This window comes from Candidatus Acetothermia bacterium (genome assembly GCA_024653305.1).
Lineage (GTDB): Bacteria > Bipolaricaulota > Bipolaricaulia > Bipolaricaulales > Bipolaricaulaceae > JACIWI01.
Map to the genome: position 1 here is coordinate 2956 of JANLFW010000020.1, position 23533 is coordinate 26488.

General features: G+C 67.7%; 23 protein-coding genes, 2 tRNA genes, 1 other RNA gene and 2 pseudogenes. 8 read left to right on the forward strand and 20 right to left on the reverse strand.

Features of this window, described 5'->3' with window-relative positions; translation table 11 throughout:
* From NUV94_07060 to NUV94_07080, 5 genes and pseudogenes are all read right to left on the reverse strand, one after another.
* Positions 1-732 (reverse strand): annotated as a pseudogene (locus NUV94_07060) (GTP-binding protein).
* A gap of 126 nt (positions 733-858) precedes the next feature.
* Positions 859-981, reverse strand: a pseudogene (locus NUV94_07065) (translation initiation factor IF-2 N-terminal domain-containing protein).
* A gap of 48 nt (positions 982-1029) precedes the next feature.
* A complete protein-coding gene (gene rpmH / locus NUV94_07070; protein ID MCR4392507.1) occupies positions 1030-1170 on the reverse strand; it encodes a 50S ribosomal protein L34 in 141 nt (46 codons plus the stop codon).
* A gap of 72 nt (positions 1171-1242) precedes the next feature.
* Entirely contained in the window at positions 1243-1893 is a 651-nt protein-coding gene (rnhB, locus tag NUV94_07075; GenBank protein MCR4392508.1) for a ribonuclease HII, read from the reverse strand.
* Between the two features lie 6 nt (positions 1894-1899).
* The gene (locus NUV94_07080; GenBank protein ID MCR4392509.1) at positions 1900-2724 is read right to left on the reverse strand and encodes a rhomboid family intramembrane serine protease; all 825 of its coding nucleotides are present in this window, start codon (positions 2722-2724) and stop codon (positions 1900-1902) included.
* Between the two features lie 76 nt (positions 2725-2800).
* On the opposite strand from NUV94_07080, the gene NUV94_07085 reads away from it, so the two are divergent.
* Genes NUV94_07085 through NUV94_07095 form a run of 3 tightly spaced genes read left to right on the forward strand, consistent with a single transcriptional unit; the run spans position 2801 to position 5555 of the window.
* Complete coding sequence (locus tag NUV94_07085; GenBank protein ID MCR4392510.1) at positions 2801-3856, forward strand: M42 family metallopeptidase; 1056 nt, start codon at positions 2801-2803, stop codon at positions 3854-3856.
* A 32-nt stretch (positions 3857-3888) separates the two neighbouring features.
* A complete protein-coding gene (locus NUV94_07090; GenBank protein MCR4392511.1) occupies positions 3889-5247 on the forward strand; it encodes an 8-oxoguanine deaminase in 1359 nt (452 codons plus the stop codon).
* A gap of 5 nt (positions 5248-5252) precedes the next feature.
* Entirely contained in the window at positions 5253-5555 is a 303-nt protein-coding gene (locus tag NUV94_07095) for a MoaD/ThiS family protein (protein ID MCR4392512.1), read from the forward strand.
* A 776-nt stretch (positions 5556-6331) separates the two neighbouring features.
* Here NUV94_07095 and NUV94_07100 read toward each other — a convergent pair.
* The 7 genes from NUV94_07100 to ssrA form a co-directional block, all read right to left on the reverse strand.
* A tRNA-Val gene (locus tag NUV94_07100) sits at positions 6332-6408 on the reverse strand.
* A gap of 3 nt (positions 6409-6411) precedes the next feature.
* Positions 6412-6484 (reverse strand) — tRNA-Cys (locus tag NUV94_07105).
* A 55-nt stretch (positions 6485-6539) separates the two neighbouring features.
* Positions 6540-7913, reverse strand: coding sequence for a leucine-rich repeat domain-containing protein (locus NUV94_07110; GenBank protein ID MCR4392513.1), 1374 nt, complete (start codon positions 7911-7913; stop codon positions 6540-6542).
* A 39-nt stretch (positions 7914-7952) separates the two neighbouring features.
* On the reverse strand, positions 7953-8723 hold the full coding sequence (locus NUV94_07115; protein MCR4392514.1) for a hypothetical protein: 771 nt from the start codon (positions 8721-8723) through the stop codon (positions 7953-7955).
* Between the two features lie 95 nt (positions 8724-8818).
* On the reverse strand, positions 8819-9421 hold the full coding sequence (locus NUV94_07120) for a cysteine peptidase family C39 domain-containing protein (GenBank protein MCR4392515.1): 603 nt from the start codon (positions 9419-9421) through the stop codon (positions 8819-8821).
* A gap of 578 nt (positions 9422-9999) precedes the next feature.
* Positions 10000-10320 carry a hypothetical protein gene (locus tag NUV94_07125; protein ID MCR4392516.1) on the reverse strand — a complete coding sequence of 107 codons (321 nt, stop codon included), beginning with the start codon at positions 10318-10320 and terminating at the stop codon, positions 10000-10002.
* Between the two features lie 300 nt (positions 10321-10620).
* Positions 10621-10980, reverse strand: a transfer-messenger RNA (tmRNA) gene (gene ssrA / locus NUV94_07130).
* 38 nt (positions 10981-11018) lie between these two features.
* On the opposite strand from ssrA, the gene NUV94_07135 reads away from it, so the two are divergent.
* Positions 11019-12479 carry a ComEC family competence protein gene (locus tag NUV94_07135; GenBank protein ID MCR4392517.1) on the forward strand — a complete coding sequence of 487 codons (1461 nt, stop codon included), beginning with the start codon at positions 11019-11021 and terminating at the stop codon, positions 12477-12479.
* Here NUV94_07135 and NUV94_07140 read toward each other — a convergent pair.
* From NUV94_07140 to NUV94_07150, 3 genes are all read right to left on the reverse strand, one after another.
* A complete protein-coding gene (locus NUV94_07140) occupies positions 12436-13254 on the reverse strand; it encodes a methyltransferase (protein ID MCR4392518.1) in 819 nt (272 codons plus the stop codon). The two genes, NUV94_07135 and NUV94_07140, sit on opposite strands and share 44 nt — an antisense overlap.
* Positions 13255-13882: 628 nt before the next feature.
* A complete protein-coding gene (locus NUV94_07145) occupies positions 13883-14602 on the reverse strand; it encodes a uracil-DNA glycosylase (GenBank protein MCR4392519.1) in 720 nt (239 codons plus the stop codon).
* A complete protein-coding gene (locus tag NUV94_07150; GenBank protein MCR4392520.1) occupies positions 14584-15534 on the reverse strand; it encodes a WD40 repeat domain-containing protein in 951 nt (316 codons plus the stop codon). Before NUV94_07150 ends, NUV94_07145 begins: the two co-directional genes overlap by 19 nt.
* 74 nt (positions 15535-15608) lie before the next feature.
* Here NUV94_07150 and dprA point away from each other — a divergent pair, with 74 nt between their 5' ends.
* Together dprA and NUV94_07160 are read left to right on the forward strand one after the other, a co-directional pair.
* Complete coding sequence (gene dprA, locus NUV94_07155) at positions 15609-16685, forward strand: DNA-processing protein DprA (protein MCR4392521.1); 1077 nt, start codon at positions 15609-15611, stop codon at positions 16683-16685.
* A 128-nt stretch (positions 16686-16813) separates the two neighbouring features.
* Positions 16814-18898, forward strand: a complete 2085-nt coding sequence (locus NUV94_07160; protein ID MCR4392522.1) for a VWA domain-containing protein — start codon at positions 16814-16816, stop codon at positions 18896-18898.
* A 100-nt stretch (positions 18899-18998) separates the two neighbouring features.
* On the opposite strand, the gene NUV94_07165 is transcribed toward NUV94_07160, so the two are convergent.
* From NUV94_07165 to NUV94_07185, 5 genes are read right to left on the reverse strand one after another with little or no spacing between them, the layout of a single operon-like run.
* Positions 18999-19550: a DUF501 domain-containing protein gene (locus NUV94_07165; protein ID MCR4392523.1), complete on the reverse strand. Its 552-nt coding sequence runs from the start codon at positions 19548-19550 to the stop codon at positions 18999-19001.
* Positions 19547-20269, reverse strand: coding sequence for a lipoate--protein ligase family protein (locus NUV94_07170; protein ID MCR4392524.1), 723 nt, complete (start codon positions 20267-20269; stop codon positions 19547-19549). The genes NUV94_07165 and NUV94_07170 overlap by 4 nt, the downstream gene beginning before the upstream one ends.
* A complete protein-coding gene (gene lipA, locus NUV94_07175) occupies positions 20266-21141 on the reverse strand; it encodes a lipoyl synthase (protein ID MCR4392525.1) in 876 nt (291 codons plus the stop codon). The genes NUV94_07170 and lipA overlap by 4 nt, the downstream gene beginning before the upstream one ends.
* Complete coding sequence (gene lipB / locus NUV94_07180; GenBank protein ID MCR4392526.1) at positions 21129-21809, reverse strand: lipoyl(octanoyl) transferase LipB; 681 nt, start codon at positions 21807-21809, stop codon at positions 21129-21131. Before lipB ends, lipA begins: the two co-directional genes overlap by 13 nt.
* Entirely contained in the window at positions 21806-22036 is a 231-nt protein-coding gene (locus NUV94_07185) for a lipoyl domain-containing protein (GenBank protein ID MCR4392527.1), read from the reverse strand. Before NUV94_07185 ends, lipB begins: the two co-directional genes overlap by 4 nt.
* Before the next feature lie 101 nt (positions 22037-22137).
* Here NUV94_07185 and NUV94_07190 point away from each other — a divergent pair, with 101 nt between their 5' ends.
* Complete coding sequence (locus tag NUV94_07190; protein ID MCR4392528.1) at positions 22138-22791, forward strand: phosphoribosyltransferase family protein; 654 nt, start codon at positions 22138-22140, stop codon at positions 22789-22791.
* The coding region (gene guaA / locus NUV94_07195) for a glutamine-hydrolyzing GMP synthase (protein ID MCR4392529.1) at positions 22788-23533 on the forward strand (746 nt) is incomplete at its 3' end. The genes NUV94_07190 and guaA, both read left to right, overlap by 4 nt.

Sequence of the window (23533 nt, forward strand, 5' to 3'; positions counted from 1 at the left end):
ATCCGACAAGCCGATGATCTGGACCGGCATCCCCGGGGTGGCTGCCGGGACCCGCCGCCCCTGGTGGTCGAGGATAGCCCGGACCCGGCCCCAGGTGGTGCCGGAGAGGAGCACGTCCCGCTCCCGGAGCGTCCCGTTCTTCACGATCACCGTGGCCACCGGCCCCTTCCCCGGGTCGAGGTGGGAGTCGATGATGATCGCCTCGAGTTCTCCATCGGGATCCCCGCGGATGCCCTCCATGTCGGCGAGGAGGAGGATCATCTCCAGGAGGTCGTCCACCCCTTGTCCGGTGAGGGCGGAGATGGGGACCATGATCGTGTTTCCACCCCACTCCTCCGGGGTGAACCCAAGGCTTGCCAGCTCCTGCATCACCTTGTCCGGGTTGGCCCCGGGCTTGTCGATCTTGTTGATGGCCACGATCATCGGCACGCCGGCGGCTTTGATGTGGTCGATGGCCTCCAGGGTCTGGGCCATCACCCCGTCGTCGGCGGCCACCACCAGCACGGCGATGTCCGTCACCTGGGCCCCGCGGGCACGCATCGCGGTGAACGCGCGGTGCCCAGGGGTGTCGATGAACGTGATGGCGTGCCCATCCACCGAGGCCTGGTAGGCGCCGATGGACTGGGTGATCCCGCCGGCCTCCCCTTGGGCGACGTGGGCTTTGCGGATCGTGTCGAGAAGCGTAGTCTTGCCGTGGTCGATGTGCCCGAGCACGGCCACCACCGGCGGCCGCGGGACGCCCCGGGGCTCGGGAGCCCGCGGCGGCTCCGGAGCCGCCGGCGTGGGCTCCTCCGTCGGTACTTCCACCGGCACGGCCACTGGTGTGGCCTTGGCGCGGTGCTCGCGGTAAAGGTCCCGGATGACCTCCGCCTCCTCGTCCTCCACCGTGTTCACTGCCCGCAGGCCAGCCATCCCCATTGCGGCCATGGCCTCGATGAGGTCCTTGGTGGGGACCCCAAGCTCACGGGCGATCTCGTACACGCGCTTTTTCGTCAACGGCGTTCCTTTCGTCCTCCGGGGCGCATCGGCCTAGGCGGGGGTCAACCGGTGCCGGCCCTTCCGGCGCCGGCGGGCCAGCACGGCCCGTCCGGAGGGAGTGCGCATCCGCACCAGGAACCCGTGAACGCGCTTCCGACGTCGCCGATGTGGTTGGAAGGTACGCTTGGGCATGTGCTCCTCCTTGTCATCCGGTATCGCCCCAACCGTTCCCCGATTCTGCCCGGCAACCGAGCAGGGCGCAACTTACCGCGGCCCCACTGGGAAGGCAAGCTCCGGGGAAAGCAGCCGCGGCACGGAACGCCAGCGGGTGCGGCAGATGGGCGGCAGGCGACCGTGGTGGGCAAGCCACTGCACGAGAAACGCCCGGACCTTGGCCTCCCCGGGATAGCCCCACCCGAAGTCCCCGTAGTGGCGATGGAGGGCAAGCACGAACGCGTCGCGCACTACCTTGGCGAGGAGCGAGGCGGCGGCCACCGCCGGGTGATCCCGGTCCGCCTTGGGGAAGGCGACGATGGCCTGGGGAGCGATCCCGGCGCGGGGTCCCAAACGGGCGACGAACCCGGGGATGGCCGGGGGGGGCACCGGTGTGTCGAGTACGGTCCGATCCGGGTGCAGGGCCACGATCAACCTGGCGGCTGCGCTCAATTCGATCTCGGTCAGGTTTTCCTGATCCACGTCGGCGGCGGGGATGACCACCGCCCGCGCCCCGTCCGCGGCGCGGACAAGCTCCCGCAGGAGAGCGCGGCGGCGGGGGCGCGCCACCCGCTTGGAATCCCGGGCCCCGAGCTCGGCGAGGAAGGGGAGGCGCTCTTCATCCACGACGATCCCGGCCACCACAAGGGGGCCGAGCACTGCGCCCCGGCCGGCCTCGTCGATCCCGAGGACGCGGGGCACGCTCCCTCACCAGCCCCAGGGCGACCGGCGGCGGCGGAGCCAGACGACCAAGCCGGGGACCACTTCTCGGCGCTTGAGGACGAGCACGAGCAAGGCCCCGGTGATGAACCCCCCGAGGTGGGCGAACCAGGCCACGCCCCCCATCGCCGATCGGTCCACGAGCCCTGAAAGGAATTGGAGCACGAACCACAGCCCGAGGAGGAGAAACGCAGGCACCTCGATGAGCTGGACGAAGAAGAACACCGGCACCAGCGTCAGCACCCGCGCCCACGGGTAGAGCACGAGGTACGCCCCCATCACCCCGGCGATTGCCCCCGATGCCCCGATCATGGGGGCGGTGGTGCGCGGGTACACCGCCATCTGGAGGAGCGCCGCCCCCACCCCGGAGAGAAGGTAGAACACGAGGAACCGCCCCCGCCCAAGCGCCGCCTCCACGTTGTCCCCAAACAGCCACAGGTACCACATGTTGCTGAGGAGGTGCAGCCACCCCCCGTGGAGGAACATCGCGGTGAAGAGCGTGAGCCAGATCGGAAACGGGGCCAGAGGAGGCAGGTCCTTCCCCGACCAGAACTCGGCCGGGATGAGACCGTACTGGATCACAAACCGGTCCCGCTCCGTAACCGGATAGAGGCACCCCTGTCCATAGCGCCGGTAATCGAACCCGGGGGCAGGTTGGCGAAAGGTCCGCTCCCACACGCAGCGGTCGAGGGGGACCAGCGTCCGATCGGAGTAGGTCAGCGTGTACACGAACGCCACCGCGTTGAGGACAATGAGGGCGAGGGTCACGTAGGGCACGATCCCGCTTGGCCGGTAGTCCCGCAGTGGAATCAAGTTTCCCCCTTAACCCTCCATTCTACCGACCGTGACGGGGCGGGCAAAGTTGTGCCCGGCCGCGGCCCCCTATACCATGCGCCGCGGAAAGGGGGCGTTTGTGGAACTACTGGGTCGGTTGTCGGAGGCGGCCGGGGTACCCGGCCGAGAGGAAGCGATTCGGGCCATCGCCCGGGAGGCCCTGAACGGCCACGTGGATGAGATGGAGGTCGATCGCCTGGGGAACCTGATCGCCCACAAGAAGGGGGCAGGGCCCAAGGTGGCGGTGGCCGCGCACATGGACGAGATCGGGTTCCTCGTGTCCCACGTGGACGAGGAGACCGGGTTTCTGCGGATTGAGCCGGTGGGGGGCTTTGACCCCCGCACCCTCATCGCCGCCCGGGTCACCGTGCACACGCGGGACAGTCCCCTCACCGGTCTCATCGGGAGCAAGCCCATCCACATCCTCACCGAGGAGGAGAAGAAGAAGGAGATTCGCGTCCAGGACCTGTTCGTGGACGTTGGGCTCCCCGGGAAGGCGGTGAAGGAGCGGGTCCGGGTGGGGGACCCGGTGACGCTCCTGCAATCGTTCGCCGAGGTGGGGAACCTCGTGTCCGGGAAGGCCTTGGATGACCGGCTGGGGCTGTACGTGGGGATCGAGGCCGTGCGGCGCCTGAAGGGCCACCGGGCTGACATCTACCTCGTGGGGACGGTGCAAGAGGAGGTGGGGCTGCGGGGGGCGCGGACGAGCGCGTTCGCCATCGACCCCGAGATCGGGGTCGCCCTGGACGTGACGCTGGCCTGCGACATGCCCGGTGTCCAGCCCCACGAGCATGTGACGAAAGTAGGCAAGGGCGTGGCGATCAAGGTCAAGGACTCGGCGTCCATCTCCCATCCCGGGCTCGTGCGGTTCCTGGTGGACCTCGCTGAGGACCGAAAGATCCAGTACCAGCTGGAGATCCTGCCCCGCGGCGGGACCGACGCCGGGGCGATCCAGCTTGCCCGGGAGGGGGCGGCAGTGGTGACGATCTCCGTGCCCACCCGGTACGTGCACACGGTGGTCGAGGCCGCCCACAAGGAGGATATCGAGGCCGCGATCCGGCTCCTTGTGGCATTCCTCGAGACCTGCCACACGGCCGACCTGAGGCTGTAGCGCCGGGGCTTGTCCCCGACGCATGAGGGGAGATGATGGCGCGGATTCTGTTCAAGGACGTCGAGGCGATTGCCACGTTCGACCCGGAGGAGCGCGAGCTCCACGGGGCGTGGCTCCTCGTGGAGGGGAACCGGATCGTCGCCCTGGGGGAGGGCTCCCCCCCGCCCGGCCCGTTCGACGAGGTCATCGACGGCCGGGACCGGGCGATGATCCCGGGGATGGTCAACACCCACCACCACCTGTACCAGACCCTGTTCCGCGCCGTGCCCGGGGCCCAGGACAAGGAGCTCTTTGACTGGCTCCTCCACCTCTACGAGCGGTGGCGCCTGATCGACGAGGACGCGGTGCACGTGTCGACGGCGGTGGGGTGCATGGAGCTTCTCCTCTCCGGGTGCACGACGACCACGGATCACCTCTACCTCTTTCCCCGGGGGAGGCGGAATCTCATCGACATCACGATCGAGGCCGCTCGGGAAGTGGGGATCCGGTTCCACCCCACCCGTGGTTCGATGTCGCTCTCCCGCGAGGAGGGGGGGCTCCCCCCGCCGGACGTGGTCCAGACGGAAGAGGAGATCCTCGCCGACAGCGAGCGCCTGATCCGAGAACGCCACGACCCCTCGTTCGGGGCGATGGTTAGGATCGCCCTCGCCCCGTGCTCCCCGTTCTCGGTGACGCCAAAGCTCATGCGGGATACAGCCGCGCTCGCCCGAGAGCACGGCGTCCTCCTCCACACCCACCTCGCGGAGACGCTCGACGAGGAGCGGTATTGTCTCGATCGGTTCGGGATGCGGCCGGTGGAGTACCTCGAGGAGGTGGGGTGGCTGGCTCCGGACGTGTGGCTGGCCCACCTCGTGCACGTTTCCCGAGAGGACATCGTCCGGCTGGCGAAGGCCGGGATAGGGATGGCCCATTGTCCTTCGTCGAACATGCTCCTCGGGTCCGGGATCGCCCCGGTGCCGGAGATGCTCTCGGCAGGGGTGAACGTGGGCCTGGCCGTGGACGGGGCGGCGTCCAACGACACGTCGAACATGATCCGCGAGGCCCGCCAGGCGATGCTCCTTTCCCGGGTCCGGTACGGGGCGGAGGCGATGTCCGCGCGAACGGCCCTGCGTCTCGCCACCGCCGGCGGGGCACAGGTGCTCCACCGCGAAGGGGAACTGGGCTCCATCGAGCCGGGCAAATGCGCGGACCTTGCCCTGTTCGATCTATCTGCGCTGGCATTTGCCGGGGCGGCGGATCCGGTGGCGGCCCTGGTCCACTGCGGGGCCCAGTACGCGGACCTGGTGATGGTGAACGGCGAGATCCGCGTGCGCGGGGGGGAGCTTGTGGACGCGCGCCTGTACCGGTACGTCCCCCGCCAGCGGGCGCTGGCCGCCCGCCTGGTAGCCTGAGCCGGATGGGGCTACCATGTTCCCCGATGCGGGTGGAGGTGCACCTATACTTCCCGTTCCGGAATGAAGTCGGGGAGAGCCCGGTGGTGCTGGAGCTCCCGCCGGGGGCGGACGTGGCTCAGGCCGTTCAGGCCCTGGTGAAGCGTTATCCCAGGCTTGGGGACCGCTTTTACGATCCTCAAGGGCAAATTCAGCGCCATATCTCGGCCCTGGTGAACGGCATGTCCATCCAATTCCGACAAGGCTGGGCCACAAAAGTCCGGGACAGGGACGTGATTACCTTGCTTCCTCCGGTAGGGGGAGGCTAGCCCCAAACGTTGGACCGGGGGTTGTGCCTCCGAATGCCTGGCGTGCTATTGGCTGGCGGGATTAGCCGCTTATATCGTTTTTGTACCAGCCGCCGGGTTTCCCGTATAAGCCACCAGGTAAAGTAGCTCACGCCCGCGTAAACCCCGGCCGCCACCAAAAACCACCACCAGGGGGCTTCGGCCCTGCTTCGCCGCAACACGGCCCACGTAACTCCTCCAGCAATTTGAACGAGGACGCTAGCCAAGACATCTAGGCGGGTATGATACAAACTCTGGCCTTTGCGGCGCGAGGATTCTAGCAATTGCCGCACGAGCATTTCCCTACCCTCCTTGGAGGAGTTCAGGAAATGCTCCACCTCACGGGCAATTTTGGTCGGCACCTTTTCGAGAACAAGCTCATGATCTCCTGCGCGTGTGCTTAAGCGGACATGAATGCTAGAGGAACGGCTGCGCCTACCCCGGGGGCGTAGGCGCACTCCAGTCACCTCATCCAGGGCATACCCCACAACAAGAGCGGTTGACCGAGCCCTAAAGCCTGTACTGAAAACGAGAAGGCGCCTGTCAGTGATCAGCACCCTCGGAACTGAAATCCCACGGATGTTTACGCTAAGCCAAGCAAAAGGACGTTCGCCCGGAGCGAGGAGGCGGGCGGCCCACAGGTACTCGCCCACGAGATCGCTGTTTCGCAAAAGGGATTGAAAATGAAGGCGCGCATCCTGCCGACTGGCCGACAGCCGAGGGTTTGGCTCCATAAAGCCGCCCTAAAGGGAGGGATTTGGTGGGTGGTGCAGGACTTGAACCTGCGACCCCACGCACGTCAAGCGTGTGCTCTACCGAGCTGAGCTAACCACCCTGAAGGCGGCGCCCGGATTTGAACCGGGGAATAAGGGATTTGCAGTCCCTCGCCTTAACCACTTGGCTACGCCGCCACGCGCCCATTATAAGGACGGCGTCTGGCCCGGTCAACGCTGGACCTGGGTGGTTTTACCGGATCACCAACACCCCCTGCGCCTCGAGCAAGGCCAGCACCTCCCGGGCCTCCGGGTTGAGGAGGATTCCCATCACGTTCACCAACCGCAGCGCGGGGATCTTAAGAAGGGGGGCAAAGCTCTGGATTGGGTTCCGGGAGAGGTCCAGGATCTCTAGGTTCGCGAGCCCGGAAAGTGGGGCGATGTTGGCGATGTTGTTTCCCCCGAGGAGGAGATCGCACAAGGCGCCGAGGCCTTGGAGAGGCTCGATGGCCCGGATCAGGTTACCCTGGAGGTTCACGGTCCGCAGCTTGTTGAGCCCGGAAAGCGGCGTAAGGTCGCTGATCTTGTTTCCCGCGGCAAACAGCGCGGTCAAGTTCGTCAGGCCCGCCAGAGGAGAGAGATCCCGGACCGCGTTTTGGGCCACGTTGAGCTCCTCGAGGTTGGTCAAGGCGGCGAGAGGGGACAGAGCAGACACCTGGTTCCCCGCCAGCCCAAGGGACCGCAGTTCCGTGAGTCCCGCAATGGGGGTAAGGTCGCGGATTGCGTTCCCGTTGAGGACAAGTTTCCTGAGCTTTCTCAGGCCGGAAACGGGCCCAAGGTCGCTGACCTCGTTGAGCGAAAGGTCGAGGATCTCCAGTTCCACAAGCCCGGAAAGCGGCCGGATGTCTGCGACCCCGTTGGTGCTCAGGGACAGCCAGCGCAGTTCCGCGAGCCCCCCGAGCGGGGAAACGTCCATGACACCGTTCATGTCGAGCCAGAGCCAGCGGAGGCCCTTGAGGCCGGCCAGCGGGCCGAGGTCGAACACGTTGTTAAAGGTGAGAAACAACCATTTGAGGCGGCCCAACTGGGCAAGCGGGGTGAGGTCGGTGACCTCGTTGGACATGAGGTCCAGCCACTCGAGCTTCCCAAGCCCAGCCAAGGGGGTGATGTCCCGGACTCGGTTGTGGTTGAGGGTGAGATGGGAGAGCTCAGGTAAACCAGCCAATGGGGAAAGATCCTCGATCTGGTTGAATGCGGCTTCGAGTATCCGCAGCCGTTTAAGCCTGGAAAGCGGCGTAAGGTCGGCAATGTAGTTTTCGGCGATGGAGAGTTCCTCGAGTTCGGTGAGTGTTGCGAGCGGCGAAAGGTCGGCGATTCGGTTGTCGGTGAGGTCGAGTTCCTTCAAGTTCACGGCGTGCTCCAGCCCGGAGAGGTCCTCGATGTCGCGGCCCGCCGCGTAGAGCCCGGTCAGACCCGCAAGGTCGGCGGGGGTGAGGCCGCCCACGGGCTTCCCGAGCGCCTCGCGGATGGCCGCCTCCAGTCCCGGATCGGGGATGACGACCGCCTCCGTTGCCGTCCCGGTCAGGGCCCACGTGAGCGCCAACACCAGCACACACCACGCTCTCATCGCGCACCTCCTGCCGCGAGTATAGTGAGGAACACTCCCCTACGGGCCGCGGCCGGCCCACTCCACGTCCAGGGAGACCCAGGCCTGCTCCCCACGGAGGGTCAACGCTGCCCGAACCCCGATCTCCCCCTTCCCCCGCGGATCAAGGGCGTAGCGGAGCCGCACGCCGAGCGAAGTGACGGGAACCCCCACCCCGAGCACCGGCACGGCCAGGCTCCCGGAGGCGCTGACGCTGATCCAGGCGTTGGCCACGAACCCCGCCCCCAGGCCGAGCGTGAGCCAGCCCTGCGGTTCCTCCTCCTGGCTCCGCACGCCGATCTCGCCCACAAGCACCATCGGATCCCGGAGGAGGCTCGCCGCCGCGGCCACCCCGGCCTTCCACGGGTACCCAAACGAAAGAGAGACACGGGGATCCCACGGGTTCTTCGGGTCCATCCTCCATTCCTGGAATGCGGAGTACGTCACACTACGATGGGTCCTGGAAAGGCGCTCCTCGCCCCCGGGATACCGCCGCAGCTCCTCCACAGTGGTGGTGCTCTCCGAAAGATCGAGCCCGGTCTTCCATCCCCCGCCGAAGTGGATTGTGCCGGCGAGGGTCAACCGCCACTCCTGGGAGAACAGGGTGTAGGCGTAGGGTTGGCCGAACGTGTCCACCGCCAGTCCTTCCCGGCCGGACGGGGTGTAGCCGAGGCCCACCCGCCAGGTGTACTCCCCGGCGGCTTCGTCCGGCCGCTTCAGGGGATCGATCGGCACTTGGGCCCACAGCAGGCTGGGCAAGAACAGGGTGAGGAGGAGTGCCCACCGCCCCACCGAACGCCGTTTGCCCCTCCGGGATGAGGGAAGCCCCGTTGGCGGCCCCACAGAGGCTGTAGCGTCGGCCTTCATGGCCGACGGCAGGGCCCCGTTCACGGCAAGCCCTCCCGCAGCCGGGCCAGGGCCGCGAGCCGAGCTTCCGCCCATTCCAGGGTCTCTCTCTGCCGCGCCTTGGCCTGGGCCGCAAGCTCCGCCGGCGGAATCGGCACCAACACCACCTCGCGATAGCCCCGCTCCTTTACCAATGCCGAAAACGGGATGATGCTCCGCCCCCAAGATGGGTCAGCAACCACGATCTGGTCCCCCACCATTCCGATGACCAGAGCGAAATGCTTCTGGGGTTCGGTAAGATGGGCGATCAAGGGGAGCCCGCCTCGGTTGAAGTGATCACGCAGCGCCTCCGGCGCCACTCGGTACCCCTTGGTGGGGATGCCCTTGGCCTCGAGGGTTTGTTTTAGGGCCAGGGCGTTTATCCCCCGCTCAGGGCCCGGCTCAAGGCCTTGGGCCCGCATGAACCCTTCCGCGAGCTCCAGGGCCTCCGCTTCCGAGGTGGGGATGTCGTAGCAGTAGGTGAGCAACGTGGCCACCGCCGCTGGCCCACACGTGTACCAGTCCGCCTGGCCCACGACCTCTGTATACCGCAGGTCGCGGTAAGGTAATGGCTGGAGCAGGAGCTCGGCCAGGAGCCCTGGCATCATCATCCATGGTGCAACGGAATTGGGCATAACCCAGCCCCTGTCCTCGGTCTTTGATCATCTGGAATCGTTCCCCGGCTGCCCCTCTTTCTTTTCCTGGACCTTCCTGTGAGCCCAGTCACCAAGGGCCAGTGCCCCCCACATACCGAAAAAGCAGAATCCGGCGAATGCCACCGTTCGCCACCACGGCCATCCGGCAGGGGGAGGCTCCCAAGGCTGGGCAACGACTACGGCGACAGTTCCCACGATGGCCGCTATCAGGAAGTGGTGAATGGATCGCCTAATGGGTAACCAGGGCCTGTACCTCTTTCGCCTTGATAGTTTGATATCGAGGTAAGTTCCTACCAGTATTCCCACCACTGACACGACTGCCGAGATGGTCATCCAGGCAGCATCCACTCTTTCTCCTGACACCGCCGGCACAACAAACGCTATCAGAACGAAGCACACAAGCGCACCACTGACGCTGAGGACCACCTGTAATTTTCTTTTTTCATTTCAATCGCAAACTGGAACGACTATCCCCTAACCATATCGCGAAGATGGGGATCACAGTCTGTCAGCCCTTCCTGCTTTTACTACTCGAACCAAGCCACTATACTCCGCATCATACCATATTGTTGACCGCATATCCCTGCGAATATTCCGCCACGGAAAATCTCACGGAGGTCATCTTTGTCTATACCGTAGTCTTCGTCAAACCAGTTTTCGTAGACCGCCATAGCTCTTCCACCCAATATCAGCCCAATGAGAAACCACCCGAACTCCCCTTCGGCTTGAAGCAGCTCCTCGTCGCCCAGCTCTTCACCATTAGGCAGCACCGATTGGACCTCCTCTGCCACGCTCACCTGGGCGAACGCCGCCAAGGCCACCGCCAGCGCCTTCTTCCACGTCGCCATCCTCATCACCCCTGTGCTCTCGGATGGCGACAACAATTATAGGGGACGCTCCCCACAGCTGTCAAGTCCTTGCGGTGTTGAAGGTCACGATAACTGCATAGCCGTTACCCAAGGCGGAGAGGCGCCGATGACTTGAGCCAGCGTGGACGAGGTGGCACGGATCGTCCGACCCACACGCCTGGGAAGGACGCGCGGGCAATGAGATTTGCCCAGAAGAAATGCGGCCCGCCGCCGGGCTAGCGGGAACCAGGACCACCCAACGAAAAGCTCGGGCACCGTACGCGCCCGAGCAGAAGTTCCTGGTGGAGGTGGCGGGAGTTGAACCCGCGTCCGAGTACACCGTGGCTTCGGCTTCTACAAGCTTAGCCCGCGTTTTGTCTCTCGGACCTTGCGCTCCCACGGGCGGGATCGCTCGGTCCAGAAGCCCCATGAGATGTCGCCCAACCGGCCTGAGGCCCGCCAGTTGGACTAGCCCGTCTTGTCCACGCCCCACGGCGGCCCACGGGCAGGGACGCCGGGAACGGCCTACGCTTAGTTCAGGGCGTAGGCGGGAACAGTTGTGTAGTCGGCATTTGTTTTTGCCGTTCCGCCGGTTTAAGGAGGAGACGGACCTCCGCTTGCCACCTCACCTTGGTGTCCCCGTCGAAACCGGTCACCCCCAGGTAACCCCCATTATACTCGCGACGGGGGCGAACGCAATGGGACAGGCGCTCCTTCCCGGATTGGCGGTGGCGTTGGGGGCCGGCGCCGCGCTCGGTGTCGCGATGCCGGCCGGGCCGGGGAGCTTGGCCGCGGCCCTCGCCCTTCTGGTGGGTGCGGCGTGGCGGCGGTCGGTGCCCCTCCTGTGGGGAGCGGCCCTGCTCGCAGGGACGGCCCTGACCGTGCAAGAACCGGTCCCACCGCATCTCCAATGGCAGCTCCCCCTCCTGCGCGCGGTCACCGGCCGCGTGGTCGACATCCCCGAGCCCCACGCCCGCACGACCTCGGTCACCCTCCAACCGGCGGACCTCCCGGTGAGGCTGCTCGCATACGTCCCAGGGGAGGCCAGGATCGCTCCTGGAGACCTCGTCGCCCTGACCGGTCGGTGGGGACCGCCCAGTTCGGACGGGTGGGGCGAGTACCTCGCCCGGCGCGGGATCCACGGCCTGTTCTGGGCCGAGGAGGTCACCGTGGTCGAACCCGGCCGGCCCGGCATCCTCCGCTGGGCGGCGCACGTGCGGGAGCGCCTCCTCGCGCGGCTCTACGAGGCGGTGCCTGCAGACGGGGCGGACCTCCTCGCCGCCGTCCTCCTCGGGGCGCGGGGACGCCTGCTCCAGGAGGAAGAGCAAGCGTTCCGCACCGCCGGGGTGGCCCACGTGCTCGCCCTATCCGGCCTCCACGTGGGGGTGCTCGCCGCCGGCGGGTGGTGGCTGCTCGGGCTCCTACGGGTGCGCCCGGCGTGGCGGTACCTGATCCTGGTCCCGGCGGTGGCGTTCTATGCCGTCCTCGGCGGGCTGCGGGTGTCGCTCCTCCGGGCAGCGATCATGTTCGCCGTGCTCGGCCTGTTCTGGGTCCTGTGGGAGCGAGGGTGGGTGCTCAAGCGGTGGCTGGATCCCCTGCAGGGCGTGGCCCTGGCAGCGATCGTCGTCCTTCTCATCTGGCCAGGGTCGGCCCTGGACGTGGGGTTCCAGCTCTCGTTCGCGGCCACCGGGGCGATCATCCTGGGCCTTCCGGCGTGGCTGCGGTCGAGCCTGCGGGGCCGGATGCCGCGGTGGCTGCGGCGCCCGGCGGACCTTGCGGCGGTGACCGTTTGCGCCCAGATCGGGTCGATGCCCATCGTGGGGACTGCGTTTGGCTACCTTGCCCCGTACGGGCTTCTCGCGAACCTGGCCCTCGTGCCGTGGACGGCGGTCGTCCTATGGGCCGGCCTCCTGACCCTCGTCGTGTCCCCGCTTTCCTTTGCCCCGGCAGTGGGGAGCGCAATCCACACCGTGCTGATCGCCCCCTACCTCAGCGCGGTGCGGTGGCTCTCATTCCTGCCCGGGACGGCCCTTCCCGTAGGGCCGGGGTTCGCCCTATGGTGCGGGTTCGCCGCGCTGGGGGTGCTCCTCCTTCGGGCGGTCCAGGAAGAGACGTTCAGGGGAGGCGTACCGCTTCCCAGAACCGGGCCCGTTCGATGAGCCACGTCCGCCCCGGGTCCCCGTTGGGGCCAAGGGGGTCGGACTTCGGTATGAAGATCAGTTGGTAGTCGTCGAGGCCTGGCCGTCCAAGACGTTCCCAGCGGGCAAGAACATCCAGAAGGCGCGCGTAGAGCCGTTCACCCGCTTTGGCCTCCCCTTCCGGATGCCAACCCACGATCTCGCCCTGGGCTTGGCCGGGGTGTCCGGCCCGATGGGTCACCCGGACCAAGGGGTGCCAATGGCCGTGCTGAAGCGGGATGAGCATGAACCCCTGCGGGGAAAGCTGCTCCAGCCAGTGTGGGGAAAGATCGGAACAGCCCACGGTGGCTTCGATCCGATCGTAAGGGGCCCCTTCCGGAGCACCGTAGAACCCGTCGCCCATCGCCACGTGGACTCCGCCATAGCCTTCCCTGGCCAGAACTTCTTTGGCCTCTTCGGCCACGTCGGGCTGGGATTCCACCGTCCACACTAAGCCTGGGTCTCCCAGCAGTTCGGCAAGGAGGGCGGCGTTGTATCCTGTGCCCGTACCGATTTCGAGAACCCGCATCCCGGGCAGGATATCCAGAAGTTCGGGCATCCGGGCCACCAGCGAAGGTTGAGTAGAAGAACTCGTCGGCCATGCCCCCTGAAGACGAACGATGACTGGGTGATCTGAATACGGTGTAGCTAGATTTGCTCGATCCGGATTATCTGGATCATATGTCACCGCTTCCCACTTACCCTTAGCATACACATAATAGCGCCGGATGAAACGGTGACGCTTCACCTTCAACATCACACGCCTGACACGCTCAGATGAAATATATCCTGTCTCTGTAAGGCTAAGAACCAATCGGTTGAGTTCATCCATAATAGTGTGTTGTTGGCCGCTAACCTCATCCATGCTGGTCAGTGTTGAACAGAACGCAGCATACCCAATGATGCCACACGTTGTTGCCTGAGAACTTCACCCACTGAGGTTCTGGGGCTCCCCGTGTCCACTTGAGATTGAAGGTCCGCGCAACCCTACAAAATCTTCTCCTGCGGCCGACAACCCCAGCAGGAAGATCACGGCGCACAACAACACCCTTGTCCTGTCCCACCTGCCGATTACTATCGCCTTCATCCTCGTCGCCTCCTTATTCCACTTCTGAATGCCATCACCATCATAGGCCCCCCACCGCTGTCAAGTTCTTGGTGCGCCAGGACATCGTTACCAGCCGGAGGCCTGGTGAGGCGGTGGTTGAAGAAAGCCCTCTGCCCCTCCTAAGAAGGTCTCCCAAACAGGGAGAGGGGGGACACCAGGCATGGAATTTTCCTACACACAAGCGTACACCACGAACCGGAAAGATGGAAGAAACTTGTGGAGACCATCTCGCCACAGGGAGCATCTCGGAGACCGCCCGCCAGTGGTACACCTCTCGCTAGGTGGTCCGTAAGTGAGCGCTGGCAATGACGGCGTCCAGCATCGCCGCGGTGAGGCGGCCGGGCTGGGTGTTCTGGCGAGATGGATGGTACGAGGCGACGAGCACGGGGAGGCCCTCCCCAAGCTCATAGATGGCCCCATGGGCGAACCGGGGGCGCGGTCGAGGAACCACCACGTCCATCAACTCCAAGGCCCGCAGATACCCATCGAACGCGACCCGGCCTAACGCCAGCACCGCCCGCACGTCCCCGAGGATCCCGAGCTCCTCCACGAGGAACGGGAGGCAGCTTGCGATCTCCTCCCGGAGGGGGCGGTTCCCCGGTGGGGCGCAGCGGACCACCGCGGTGAGGTAGGCCCCAGACAGGACAAGCCCGTCATCGCCGCGTTCCGAACGGGGCCGGCTGGCAAGCCCGGCCCGATGGAGGGCGCTCATCAGGAAATCCCCAGCCCCGCGGGGGCCGTCCCCGGTGAACATGCGGCCGGTGCGGTTGGCGCCGTGGGCGGCCGGGGCCAGGCCGAGGATGAGGAGCTTGGCCGCGGGATCGCCGAAACCCGGGACCGGACGTCCCCAATAGGTCTCGCTCCGGAACATGGGACGCTTGGCACGGGCCACCGCCTCGCGGTAGGCCACGAGGCGGGGGCACGACCGACAGTTCACCACCCGCCGGACCAACCCCGCCAGCGCGCGATCCCGGTCCGTCAGTCCGCGTTCCGCCACACCCGGGCCGTCCCGTCCTTGGCCGTGGTCACCAGCCGCTTTCCATCAGGGAAGAACGCGATCCCCCAAATCTGATCCGTATGCCCCTGGAACTCGGTGATGAGGGATCCAGTAGCCACATCCCAAAGTTGAACCTTCCTCGCGAACCCACCGGAGGCGATCGTCTTCCCGTCCGGGGAGAAGGCGATGGCGTAAATGGAGCTGTGCTCGCCCGGCCCGAAGGCCCGCACCTCCTCCCAACCCTCCCTCCGGTACAGCTTGACCTGCCCCTCGTAGTTCCCCCAGGCAAGAAGGGACGCGTCCGGGGAGAAGGCCAGGGAGTAGATCCCGTCAGCCCCGGCGCGGATGCGCTCCAAGAGCCGCCCGCTCGCCACATCCCAGATCAGGACGTAGCCATCACAGGAACTCGACGCGAGGAGCTTCCCATCCCAGGAAAACGCGACGCACCGTACCCAGGCCTGGTGCCCCTCCAGGGAGCCGACCTCCATGCCCGTGTTCATGTCCCACAACCGGATGCTGGAATCGTGGGAGCCCGAGGCGAGGAGCACCCCGTCCGGGGAGAACGCTACCGTCCACAGCCCGAACCGCTGCGTGCGCAACCGGTGGATCACCTCGCCGGTTCGGAGGTCCCACACCGTCACCGCCCCGTCCCCGTCGCCGGCGGCGAGGCGTCGCCCATCCGGAGAGACGGCAAGGGACCACACCTCGGCCGTCGGTCCCCGCAACGTCTGACGTGGGGCGATGGGGTTATCCAGGCCCCACACCTCCACCTGCCGCCCCCGGGCCATCGCCCACGCGTCGGCGGCCACGACCGCCAAGGCATGGTAGTGGTACCCTCCCTCGATGACCGCTTCTACGACCCCTTGCCCCGCCCCGGTCCACGCCAGCGCTCCTAGCCCCACCAACCCAACAACGCCGAGCCCTACACGCACCGGCCATCCCCCCTTCCGTCGCCCGCCATGCTACCCCTACCCCCGCTCCTCCGCTACCATCCCCGTGGTGAGCCATGGACCGAAAGCTGGCGTGGATTGGGCTGAACCTTCTCCCCTCGCTCACCCCACGCCGCCGGGCGCGGCTGCTCGACCACTGCGGCGGGCCGGTCGAGGCGTGGCAGGCCCTGGGCACCGGGCTCCCCGGGGAACTCCTCGGTGAGGCGGGAGAGAAGGCCATGGCCGAGCGGAAGAGCGCCGACCCGGAACAGGAGCTGCACCTTGCCGAGCGGGCCGGAGCGCGGGTGCTCACCGTGGACGACCTCGACTACCCGTCCCCGCTGCGGGACATCCCGGATCCCCCGCCGGTGCTGTACGTGCTCGGCCAGTGGCGGCCCGACGACGCGTGTGCGGTGGCCATCGTCGGCACCCGCCGCTGCACGAGCTACGGGCGGCTGGTGGCGAGGAAGCTCGCCGCGGAGCTGGCTGGCCGTGGGGTGACGGTGGTGTCCGGGCTCGCCCCGGGGATCGACCTCGCCGCCCACCACGGGGCGCTCACCGCGGGCCGCACCATCGCCGTGCTCGGGTCCGGGCTCGGCCGGCCCTATCCAGCCGGGGCGGAGGGGCTGATGGCGGACATCGCCGACCACGGGGCGGTGATGTCCGAGTTCCCGTGGGCGATGCCCGGGGCCCAGTGGACGTTTCCCCGCCGCAACCGGATCATCGCCGGCCTCTCGCTGGCCGTGGTGGTGGTCGAGGCCCCGGAGAGGTCCGGGGCGCTCCTCACCGCCGACTTCGCCCTGGAGCAGGGCAAGGACGTGTTCGCCGTGCCTGGGCCGATCACATCGGAGGCCTCCCGGGGCACGAACCGGCTCATCCAGGACGGGGCCAAGCTCGTGGCCTCGGCCGACGACGTGCTACAGGAGATCGCGGCCCCTCACCTCCCGGTCCGGCCACGCACCCCACCGGTGTTGGACCTCGATCCGGATGCCCAGCGCGTGTACGAGCTCCTCTCCCGGGAGCCCCTCGGGGCGTCCGACCTGGTGGAGCGGACTGGACTTCCCCACATCCGGGTGGCTCAGGTGTTGGTGGAGCTGGAGCTGGCCGGCCTGATCCAGGAGGTGGCCGGCCGCCGGTACATCCGCGCCACATAGCCCGGGGAGTGTAGCGCCTGTTACAGATCAGGATAGCATTTCATGCTATAATCCCCGTGCCTTAAGCTCATGCCCAGTGACGTCTCGCCTGGAGTTGGTTCTCATCGAACACCGAAAAGGGGGCGATGATGAGAGTGAAGATCTGTGTGGCACTGGCTGTACTCGCGCTCGCGGGGGTGACGTGGGCGGCGCCGGTGGGGATCGTGTTCATCCTGGACGCCTCGAACTCCATGAACCAGGTCCTGACCGGCACGACCACGAAGTTCGCGTGGGCGAAAGAGGCGCTCGTACGGGTGGTGGCCGAACTCTCCGAGGAGACGCCGTTCGCCGTGGTGGCGTTCGGCCACCGGGTGCCGAAGGATCGCGTGGCCGCAAGCTGCGCCGATCTCGAGCTCCTTGTCCCGTTCGGAACGCATAGGATGGCGGAGCGGCCGGGCATCCAGGGGAAGATCGCCCGGCTCACGGCGATGGGCAAGACCCCGCTCGCCGACGCGCTCAGGTTCGCGGCCGGGGCGGTGTCCACGTCGGCCCGGATCGTCCTCCTCACCGACGGGGTCGAGACCTGCAACGGTGACCCGATGTCGGCGGCGCGGGAGCTTTGCGGGGCCGGCTACGTCCTGGACGTGGTGGGCGTGGCGGTGACGCCGGAGATGGGGGGCCTGCTCGCCGCGCTCGCTCAGGCCTGTGGCGGACGGTTCGTGGTGGCCCGCGATCCCGCGGAGCTCCCGGCCTTGTTCCGGGAGATCGCGGTGGTCACGCCCCCGCCCCCACAGATCCCGGAGTGCTTCGGGAAGTACCGCGTGGATCCGGCCATCGTGGCCTTGCTCGTGGATCACCTTTCGTACGCCGTTTGCAGTGATCCGGTGTGGGACGTGATCCTCCGCTTCCTCGAGGTGAACCCTCCGGACAGGGTGATCGTGGGAACGGATGGGGACGACGTCCTGTTCGGCACCGCGGGGAACGACCTCATCCTCGGCCTCGCCGGGAACGATCAGATCTACGGCCTTGCCGGAAGCGACCTCCTCATCGCCGGCCCGGGCGACGACATCGTCCAAGGCGGGGAGGGGGACGACCTCATCCTGGGCGGACCGGGGGCGGACCTCCTCCTCGCCGGCCCGGGCGACGACATCGTGTACGGCGAGGACGGCGACGACCGGATCGAGGGCGAGGCCGGAAGCGACAGGCTGTACGGCGGTCCGTGCAACGACGTCATCCTCGGCGGGCTCGGGTGCAACGTGATCGACGGCGGTCCGGGCAAGAACTTCGTCTACGATGAGGGAAGCTGCGCCCCGTGCCCAGCGCCGATCCAGCCCCAAGCCTGCCCGCCAGCACCGCCCACCCCACCGGTCTGCACCGCCCCCAGGGCCGTGAAGGCGGTGGACGAGGGCGGAAGCATCGTGCTGCGGGCCGAGATCCACGATCCGGACGGCGACCCGGTGACGGTCACCTGGTCGGCCCCGACGGGGTTCTTCTCCGATCCCCACGCCGTGGAGACCACCTACTACGCCCCGTGGGTCACCGCCTGCGAGGGCGAGGACGTGGTGATCACGGTGGTGGCGGAGGACGCGTGCGGGGCCAAGGCCACGGACCGCCTGATCCTGCGTGTGCGCAACGTGAACCATCCCCCGGCGGCCGATGCCGGGCCCGACCTCGTGGTGGACGAGGGGGGCCGGATCCAGATCCTTGCCTCGGCCTGCGATCCGGACGGGGACGCCCTGACCTACTTGTGGACCGTTTCCTGCGGCCGGGGGTCGTTCGATAACCCGCGGGCGCTCCAGCCGACCTACATCGCCCCGTTCACCAGCCGGTGCGAGGGGGAGACCGTCGAGCTCACCCTCACCGTGCGCGACGCGTGTGGGGCGGAGGCCAAGGACACGGTGCGCGTGCACGTGCGCAACGTGAACCGCGCCCCGTGGGCCGACGCTGGCCCGGACCTCCAGGTGCCCGAGGGTGGCCAGATCATGATCCTCGGGAAGGCCGGGGATCCGGACGGGGAGGCGCTTGCGATCTCATGGTGGGCGAGCGCGGGCACGCTCTTGGGCGCCGAGACCCTGTGCCCGGTGTTCGTGGCCCCGGAGGTGGAGGGCTGTGAGGCGATGGACGTGACGGTGATCCTGCACGTCATGGACCCGTGCGGGGCGAGCGCCCAGGACAGCCTGACCATCCGGGTGTTCAACGTGAACCGGCCGCCCACGGTCAAGGCCGATCCGTAGTACAAGCGCACCTTTGCCGAGCGAAGGGGCCGCTTTCCGCGGCCCCGTTCTTTTTCTCCCCGCCGTCCAGGATCCGGTCGTGCTCGCCCTTTGGCTCGCACTACATCTGCGCGGCTTCACACAGGACCCGCTCCGGCGGGCAGAAAAGGCGGGGAAGTTCGGCGGCCACCCGTTCCCCGATCGGGTTCTCCCTCTGGGCGAGGAAGTGCCCGAGCTGGGCGTGGAGGCACTTCACCCGCCGTGGGTTCCGCAGGCCGGCGATTCCCGTCTCCACCGCATCCCACGCGTTCCGGGTGATCAGGAACTCGCGGTCCTCGGGCGCAAGCAGGGCCAGGCGTTCGGCCCGGTACGTCTCGTGGGCGCGGGCGTAGGCCACGGCGAGGTCCGGATCCCGGGCGAGCAGCGCCTCGTAGCGCTTGACCCCGCCCGCGGCCTCCAGGCGTGAAACGGCGGCCACGAGGAACGGACACGTCAGCCAAAACAGCGTGGGGAACACTACGAATCCGTCATCGAACAGGTGCAAAGGGTGGCTCATCACCACCTGGGGGTAGCCGTACGGGCAGCGCCTGGCCACGGCCAGCACCCCTTCCGGGGGCCGGCCGAGCTGCCACGCGATCACGCGGAAGTCGGCCGTGGTGGGACGGTCGGTCACGCTTCTCCACGGTACGCCGCCGCCAGCCCATGGGCCAGGGCCCACTCCCGGAGAGAGATCGCCTCCACCGCGGGCACGCCCAAGGGGCGGAAGGCCTCCAGGATTGTGCGGATCCCGTCTTCCACCGTCACCTCCCGCCCGGTGAGGGTGGAGAGGTGGCCCACCGGGGCGGGGTGGGAGGGCACACCGGTTGGGGCGTATCCCGGGCGCAGGGCGAGGAGCAAGCTGTCCATGGAGAGCGCGTCCGGCCAAAGGAGGAGGGTCCCGTGGTGGAGGAGGGCCCGGCGGCGGAGCTGGGCCGAGCCGGACACCTTGGGCTCGCCCACGAACACCGCGCCCTCGCGGGCCTCGGCCGGGAGCCCAAACCTGTCGCGGATGGCACCGGCGAGGAGCCCGCTCAGACGATTTTGCGAGCCGCGCACCGAGGCCCACGGCCCGCTTAAGGGGAGGTAGAGCGAGAAGTTCAGGTTCCCCGGGTGGTGGTACACCGCCCCGCCTCCAGAAGGGCGCTTAAGGACCGGGACGCGGTACCGTTCGCATAGAGCCAGGTCCGCCTCGTCCTCGGCCCTCTGCCCGCGGCCGACGACTACGCACCGCCCGTTCCGCCAGATGCGTAGGGTGGGGGGCATGCGGCCCTCGGCCACCTGGGCGAGGATCGCTTCCTCCAGGCCCAGGTTCACCGTCGGGTCGCGGAACGCGAGGTCGAGGAGGACCCTCATCTTCTCACCCCAAGCTCCCGGTAGGCCTCGGCCGCCCGGAACGAGGTCCGCGCCATCGGGCCAGACACCACCCCCGGGAAACCCATCGCCCGTGCCCGCACCTCCCACCGGCGGAACTCCTCAGGCGGCACATACCGGGCCACCGGGAGCTGCCTCGGGGTCGGCCGCAGATACTGGCCGAGGACGATGATGTCCACCCCGGCCGCCCCCAGATCGGCCAACGCCTCGCCCAGCTCGTCCTCCGTCTCCCCGAGACCGAGGAGGAGCGAGGACTTGGTACGCAACTGCGGGTCGAGCTCCTTGAGCGTCCGCAGCACGGAAAGGGAAAGGTCGTACCCGGCCCGGCGGTCGCGCACGGGCGGGGAGAGCCGGCGCACCGTCTCCAGGTTATGGCCCACCACCGCTGGCCCGGCGGCGACCACCGTGCGGAGCGCCTCCCGATCGCCCCCGAAGTCCGGGAGGAGCGCCTCGACCAGGGCGTCCGGGACCGCTTCGCGGACGGCGCGGATCGCCGCGGCGTAGTGGGCGGCCCCCCCATCGGGGAGGTCGTCCCGGTCCACCGACGTCAGCACCACGTACCGAAGCCCAAGCTCTTGCACCGCCCGGGCGAGGCGACCGGGCTCCTCCGGGTCGGGCGCCTCCGGCCGGCCGTGGGCCACCGCGCAGAACCGGCAGGCGCGGGTGCACACGTCGCCCCCGATCATGAACGTGACCGTGCCCTGCCCCCAGCAGATGGGGAGGTTTGGGCAATGTGCGGACCGGCACACCGTGTGCAACCCCCTCTCCCGAAGAAGCCCGTCCATGCGACGCACCGTGGGCCCGGCCGCAGCAGGGACCGCTACCCGCAGCCAGTCCGGTTTCACCCCGTCCACCGGGCGACCACCTCCCCGTCCACGGGCAGGAGGTTGGCATCGAACACGTCGGCGAACGCAGCCAGGGCGGCATCCCGCGCCGCGGCCACGGCCACCGGCCACCCGGCCAGGGTGGACAGGGATACCGCCCTCGCTCCGGCGATGCCACACGGGACGATGAGCGGGAACAAGTCAGGATGAAGGTCCACGTTCAGGGCCAGTCCATGTAGGGTCACCCAGCCCCACACGTGGACCCCCACCGAACCGAGCTTCCCGGTTCCATGCCAGACTCCAGGGAACCCTGGCCGACGGTCGGCGGCCACCCCGAACCGCCGCGCGGCCCGGATCATGACCTCCTCCAGGTTCCATACGTACCGGTGCAGGTCCAGCCCGGCCTCCCGAAGGTGGAGGATGGGGTAGAGCACGAGCTGGCCCGGGCCATGGTAGGTCACATCGCCCCCCCGTTCCACGGGGTAGACCTCCACCCCGTGCCGGGCAAGCTCCTCCGGGGGGGCGAGGATATGGCCCTCGTCCCCTTGACGGCCGATGGTGATGACCGGCGTATGCTCGAGGGAGAGCACCACGTCCGGGATCCACCCCTCCCGGCGGAGGGCGTGGAGCCGTCGCTGGAGCGCAAGGGCCGGACCGTACGCGATGCGGCCGAGGTCGGCGTGGAGGACCGTCCTCACCCTGGCTTCACCCGACCGATGATCTCCCCGGGACGGGTTGTCCCGCCCTCGCTCACACGGGCTTCGGCGAGGATCCCGGTCGACGGGGCCTCGATGACGAACACCGCCTTGTCCGCCTCGACCTCGGCCACCGCCTCCCCAGCTTCCACTTCCTCGCCCGCTGCCTTGAGCCAGCGTACGAGCTTAACCTCCTCGACCTCCCCAAGTTCGGGCACGACGATGTCCACCACTCCTCCTTCTGGCTCATTCTAAGCGCAGCCCACCAAGGACAAAAGGCCCGGACGCGCTGCGCCGTGAGCCCGATCGCGGCCACCTGGTAGAATAGGGCATGGAACGATCCCAGGGTTTCTGCTCGGCCCGCGGCGGCCCGGGAGGGGCGGCGGCAGATGCCGCAGTCCTGCGGGAGTGGGTGCGGACCAAGGGCCAGGTGGTGAGCCCGGATTTCCTGAGGGTGGACGGGTTCCTCAACCACCGCATCGAGCCGGCGTTCATCGCGGAGGCCGGGCGCCTCTTGGCTGACGCGTTCGCGCCGGCCCGAGCCACGTGCGTCCTCACCGCTGAGGCCGCGGGAAACGTGATCGCCTACGAGGTGGCCCGCCGGCTCAATGTGGCTGCCCTGTACGCCAAGAAAGGCCGCGCGGCCACGATGGCCCAGGCGTTGAAGCGGAGGGTGCCCTCGCCCACCAAGGGTGGCGAGGTCGAGCTGTCCCTGTCCCGAGAGTACGTGGGCCCCCGAGAGCGGGTCCTCATCGTCGATGATTTCCTGTATCGGGGCACGACGAGCGCGGCGCTTGCGGACATGGCGCGTGAGGCCGGGGCTGAGCTGGTGGGGTTCGGGTTCGTGATCGAGAAGTGCTTCGCCGGGGGCCGAGAGCTCCTGGCGCCCTACGGCGTCCCCATCGTCACGTTGGTGCCGATCCTGCGGATGGACATGAACGAGATCGTGTTCGCACCCCCCAGGGGGCTGACGAGCTCCGCATGAGCGTGGTCGTGCTCGACTTCGGCTCCCAGTACACCCTGCTCATCGCCAGGCGCCTGCGAGAACTGGGGGCGTTCTCGGTGGTGCTCCCCGGAGATTCCCCGTGGGTCGAGGTGGAACGCCACCGGCCGCAGGCACTGATCCTCTCCGGCGGCCCGGCGTCGGTGTTCGATCCCGACGCCCCCGGGCCCGATCCAGCTCTGCTCGACGCGGGGCTACCGATCCTCGGCATTTGCTACGGGATGCAGTACCTCGCCCACCACTGCGGCGGCGAGGTGAAGTCCGGAGGGCGACGGGAGTATGGCCGGGCCCACCTTGTGCGCTACGAGGGACCCTTGTTCGCCGGGATCTCCGGCCCCCTCCAGGTCTGGATGAGCCATACCGATGCGGTGACCCACCCCCCGCCGGGATGGGAAGTCATCGCCGAGACCGAGGACAACCCGGTGGCTGCCATCGCTGCCCCGGATGGCCGTACGTTCGGCGTCCAGTTCCACCCCGAGGTCGTCCACACCGATCACGGCACCCGAATCCTCGCGAACTTCCTGGGCGTAGCCGGCGTGTCCCGGGATTGGTCCCCGTCAGAAGTCCTCGATCGGATTGTGTCCGAGATGCGCTCCCAACCCGGTCGTGGCCGCGCTCTGGTCGGCGTATCCGGTGGGGTGGATTCCTCGGCCCTGGCCCTGCTCCTCGCCCGGGCCGGCATCGACCACGTGGCCGTGTTCGTGGACCACGGGCTTCTGCGCCT

Coding starts and splice junctions, on each gene's coding strand:
- rpmH (MCR4392507.1), bottom strand. CDS start 1,170: ATGCCCAAGCGTACCTTCCAACCACATCGGCGACGTCGGAAGCGCGTT.
- NUV94_07085 (MCR4392510.1), top strand. CDS start 2,801: ATGCGCCGCGGAAAGGGGGCGTTTGTGGAACTACTGGGTCGGTTGTCG.
- NUV94_07090 (MCR4392511.1), top strand. CDS start 3,889: ATGATGGCGCGGATTCTGTTCAAGGACGTCGAGGCGATTGCCACGTTC.
- NUV94_07095 (MCR4392512.1), top strand. CDS start 5,253: ATGGGGCTACCATGTTCCCCGATGCGGGTGGAGGTGCACCTATACTTC.
- NUV94_07110 (MCR4392513.1), bottom strand. CDS start 7,913: ATGAGAGCGTGGTGTGTGCTGGTGTTGGCGCTCACGTGGGCCCTGACC.
- NUV94_07120 (MCR4392515.1), bottom strand. CDS start 9,421: ATGCCAGGGCTCCTGGCCGAGCTCCTGCTCCAGCCATTACCTTACCGC.
- NUV94_07125 (MCR4392516.1), bottom strand. CDS start 10,320: ATGGCGACGTGGAAGAAGGCGCTGGCGGTGGCCTTGGCGGCGTTCGCC.
- NUV94_07135 (MCR4392517.1), top strand. CDS start 11,019: ATGGGACAGGCGCTCCTTCCCGGATTGGCGGTGGCGTTGGGGGCCGGC.
- NUV94_07140 (MCR4392518.1), bottom strand. CDS start 13,254: ATGTTGAAGGTGAAGCGTCACCGTTTCATCCGGCGCTATTATGTGTAT.
- dprA (MCR4392521.1), top strand. CDS start 15,609: ATGGACCGAAAGCTGGCGTGGATTGGGCTGAACCTTCTCCCCTCGCTC.
- NUV94_07160 (MCR4392522.1), top strand. CDS start 16,814: ATGAGAGTGAAGATCTGTGTGGCACTGGCTGTACTCGCGCTCGCGGGG.
- NUV94_07170 (MCR4392524.1), bottom strand. CDS start 20,269: ATGAGGGTCCTCCTCGACCTCGCGTTCCGCGACCCGACGGTGAACCTG.
- NUV94_07190 (MCR4392528.1), top strand. CDS start 22,138: ATGGAACGATCCCAGGGTTTCTGCTCGGCCCGCGGCGGCCCGGGAGGG.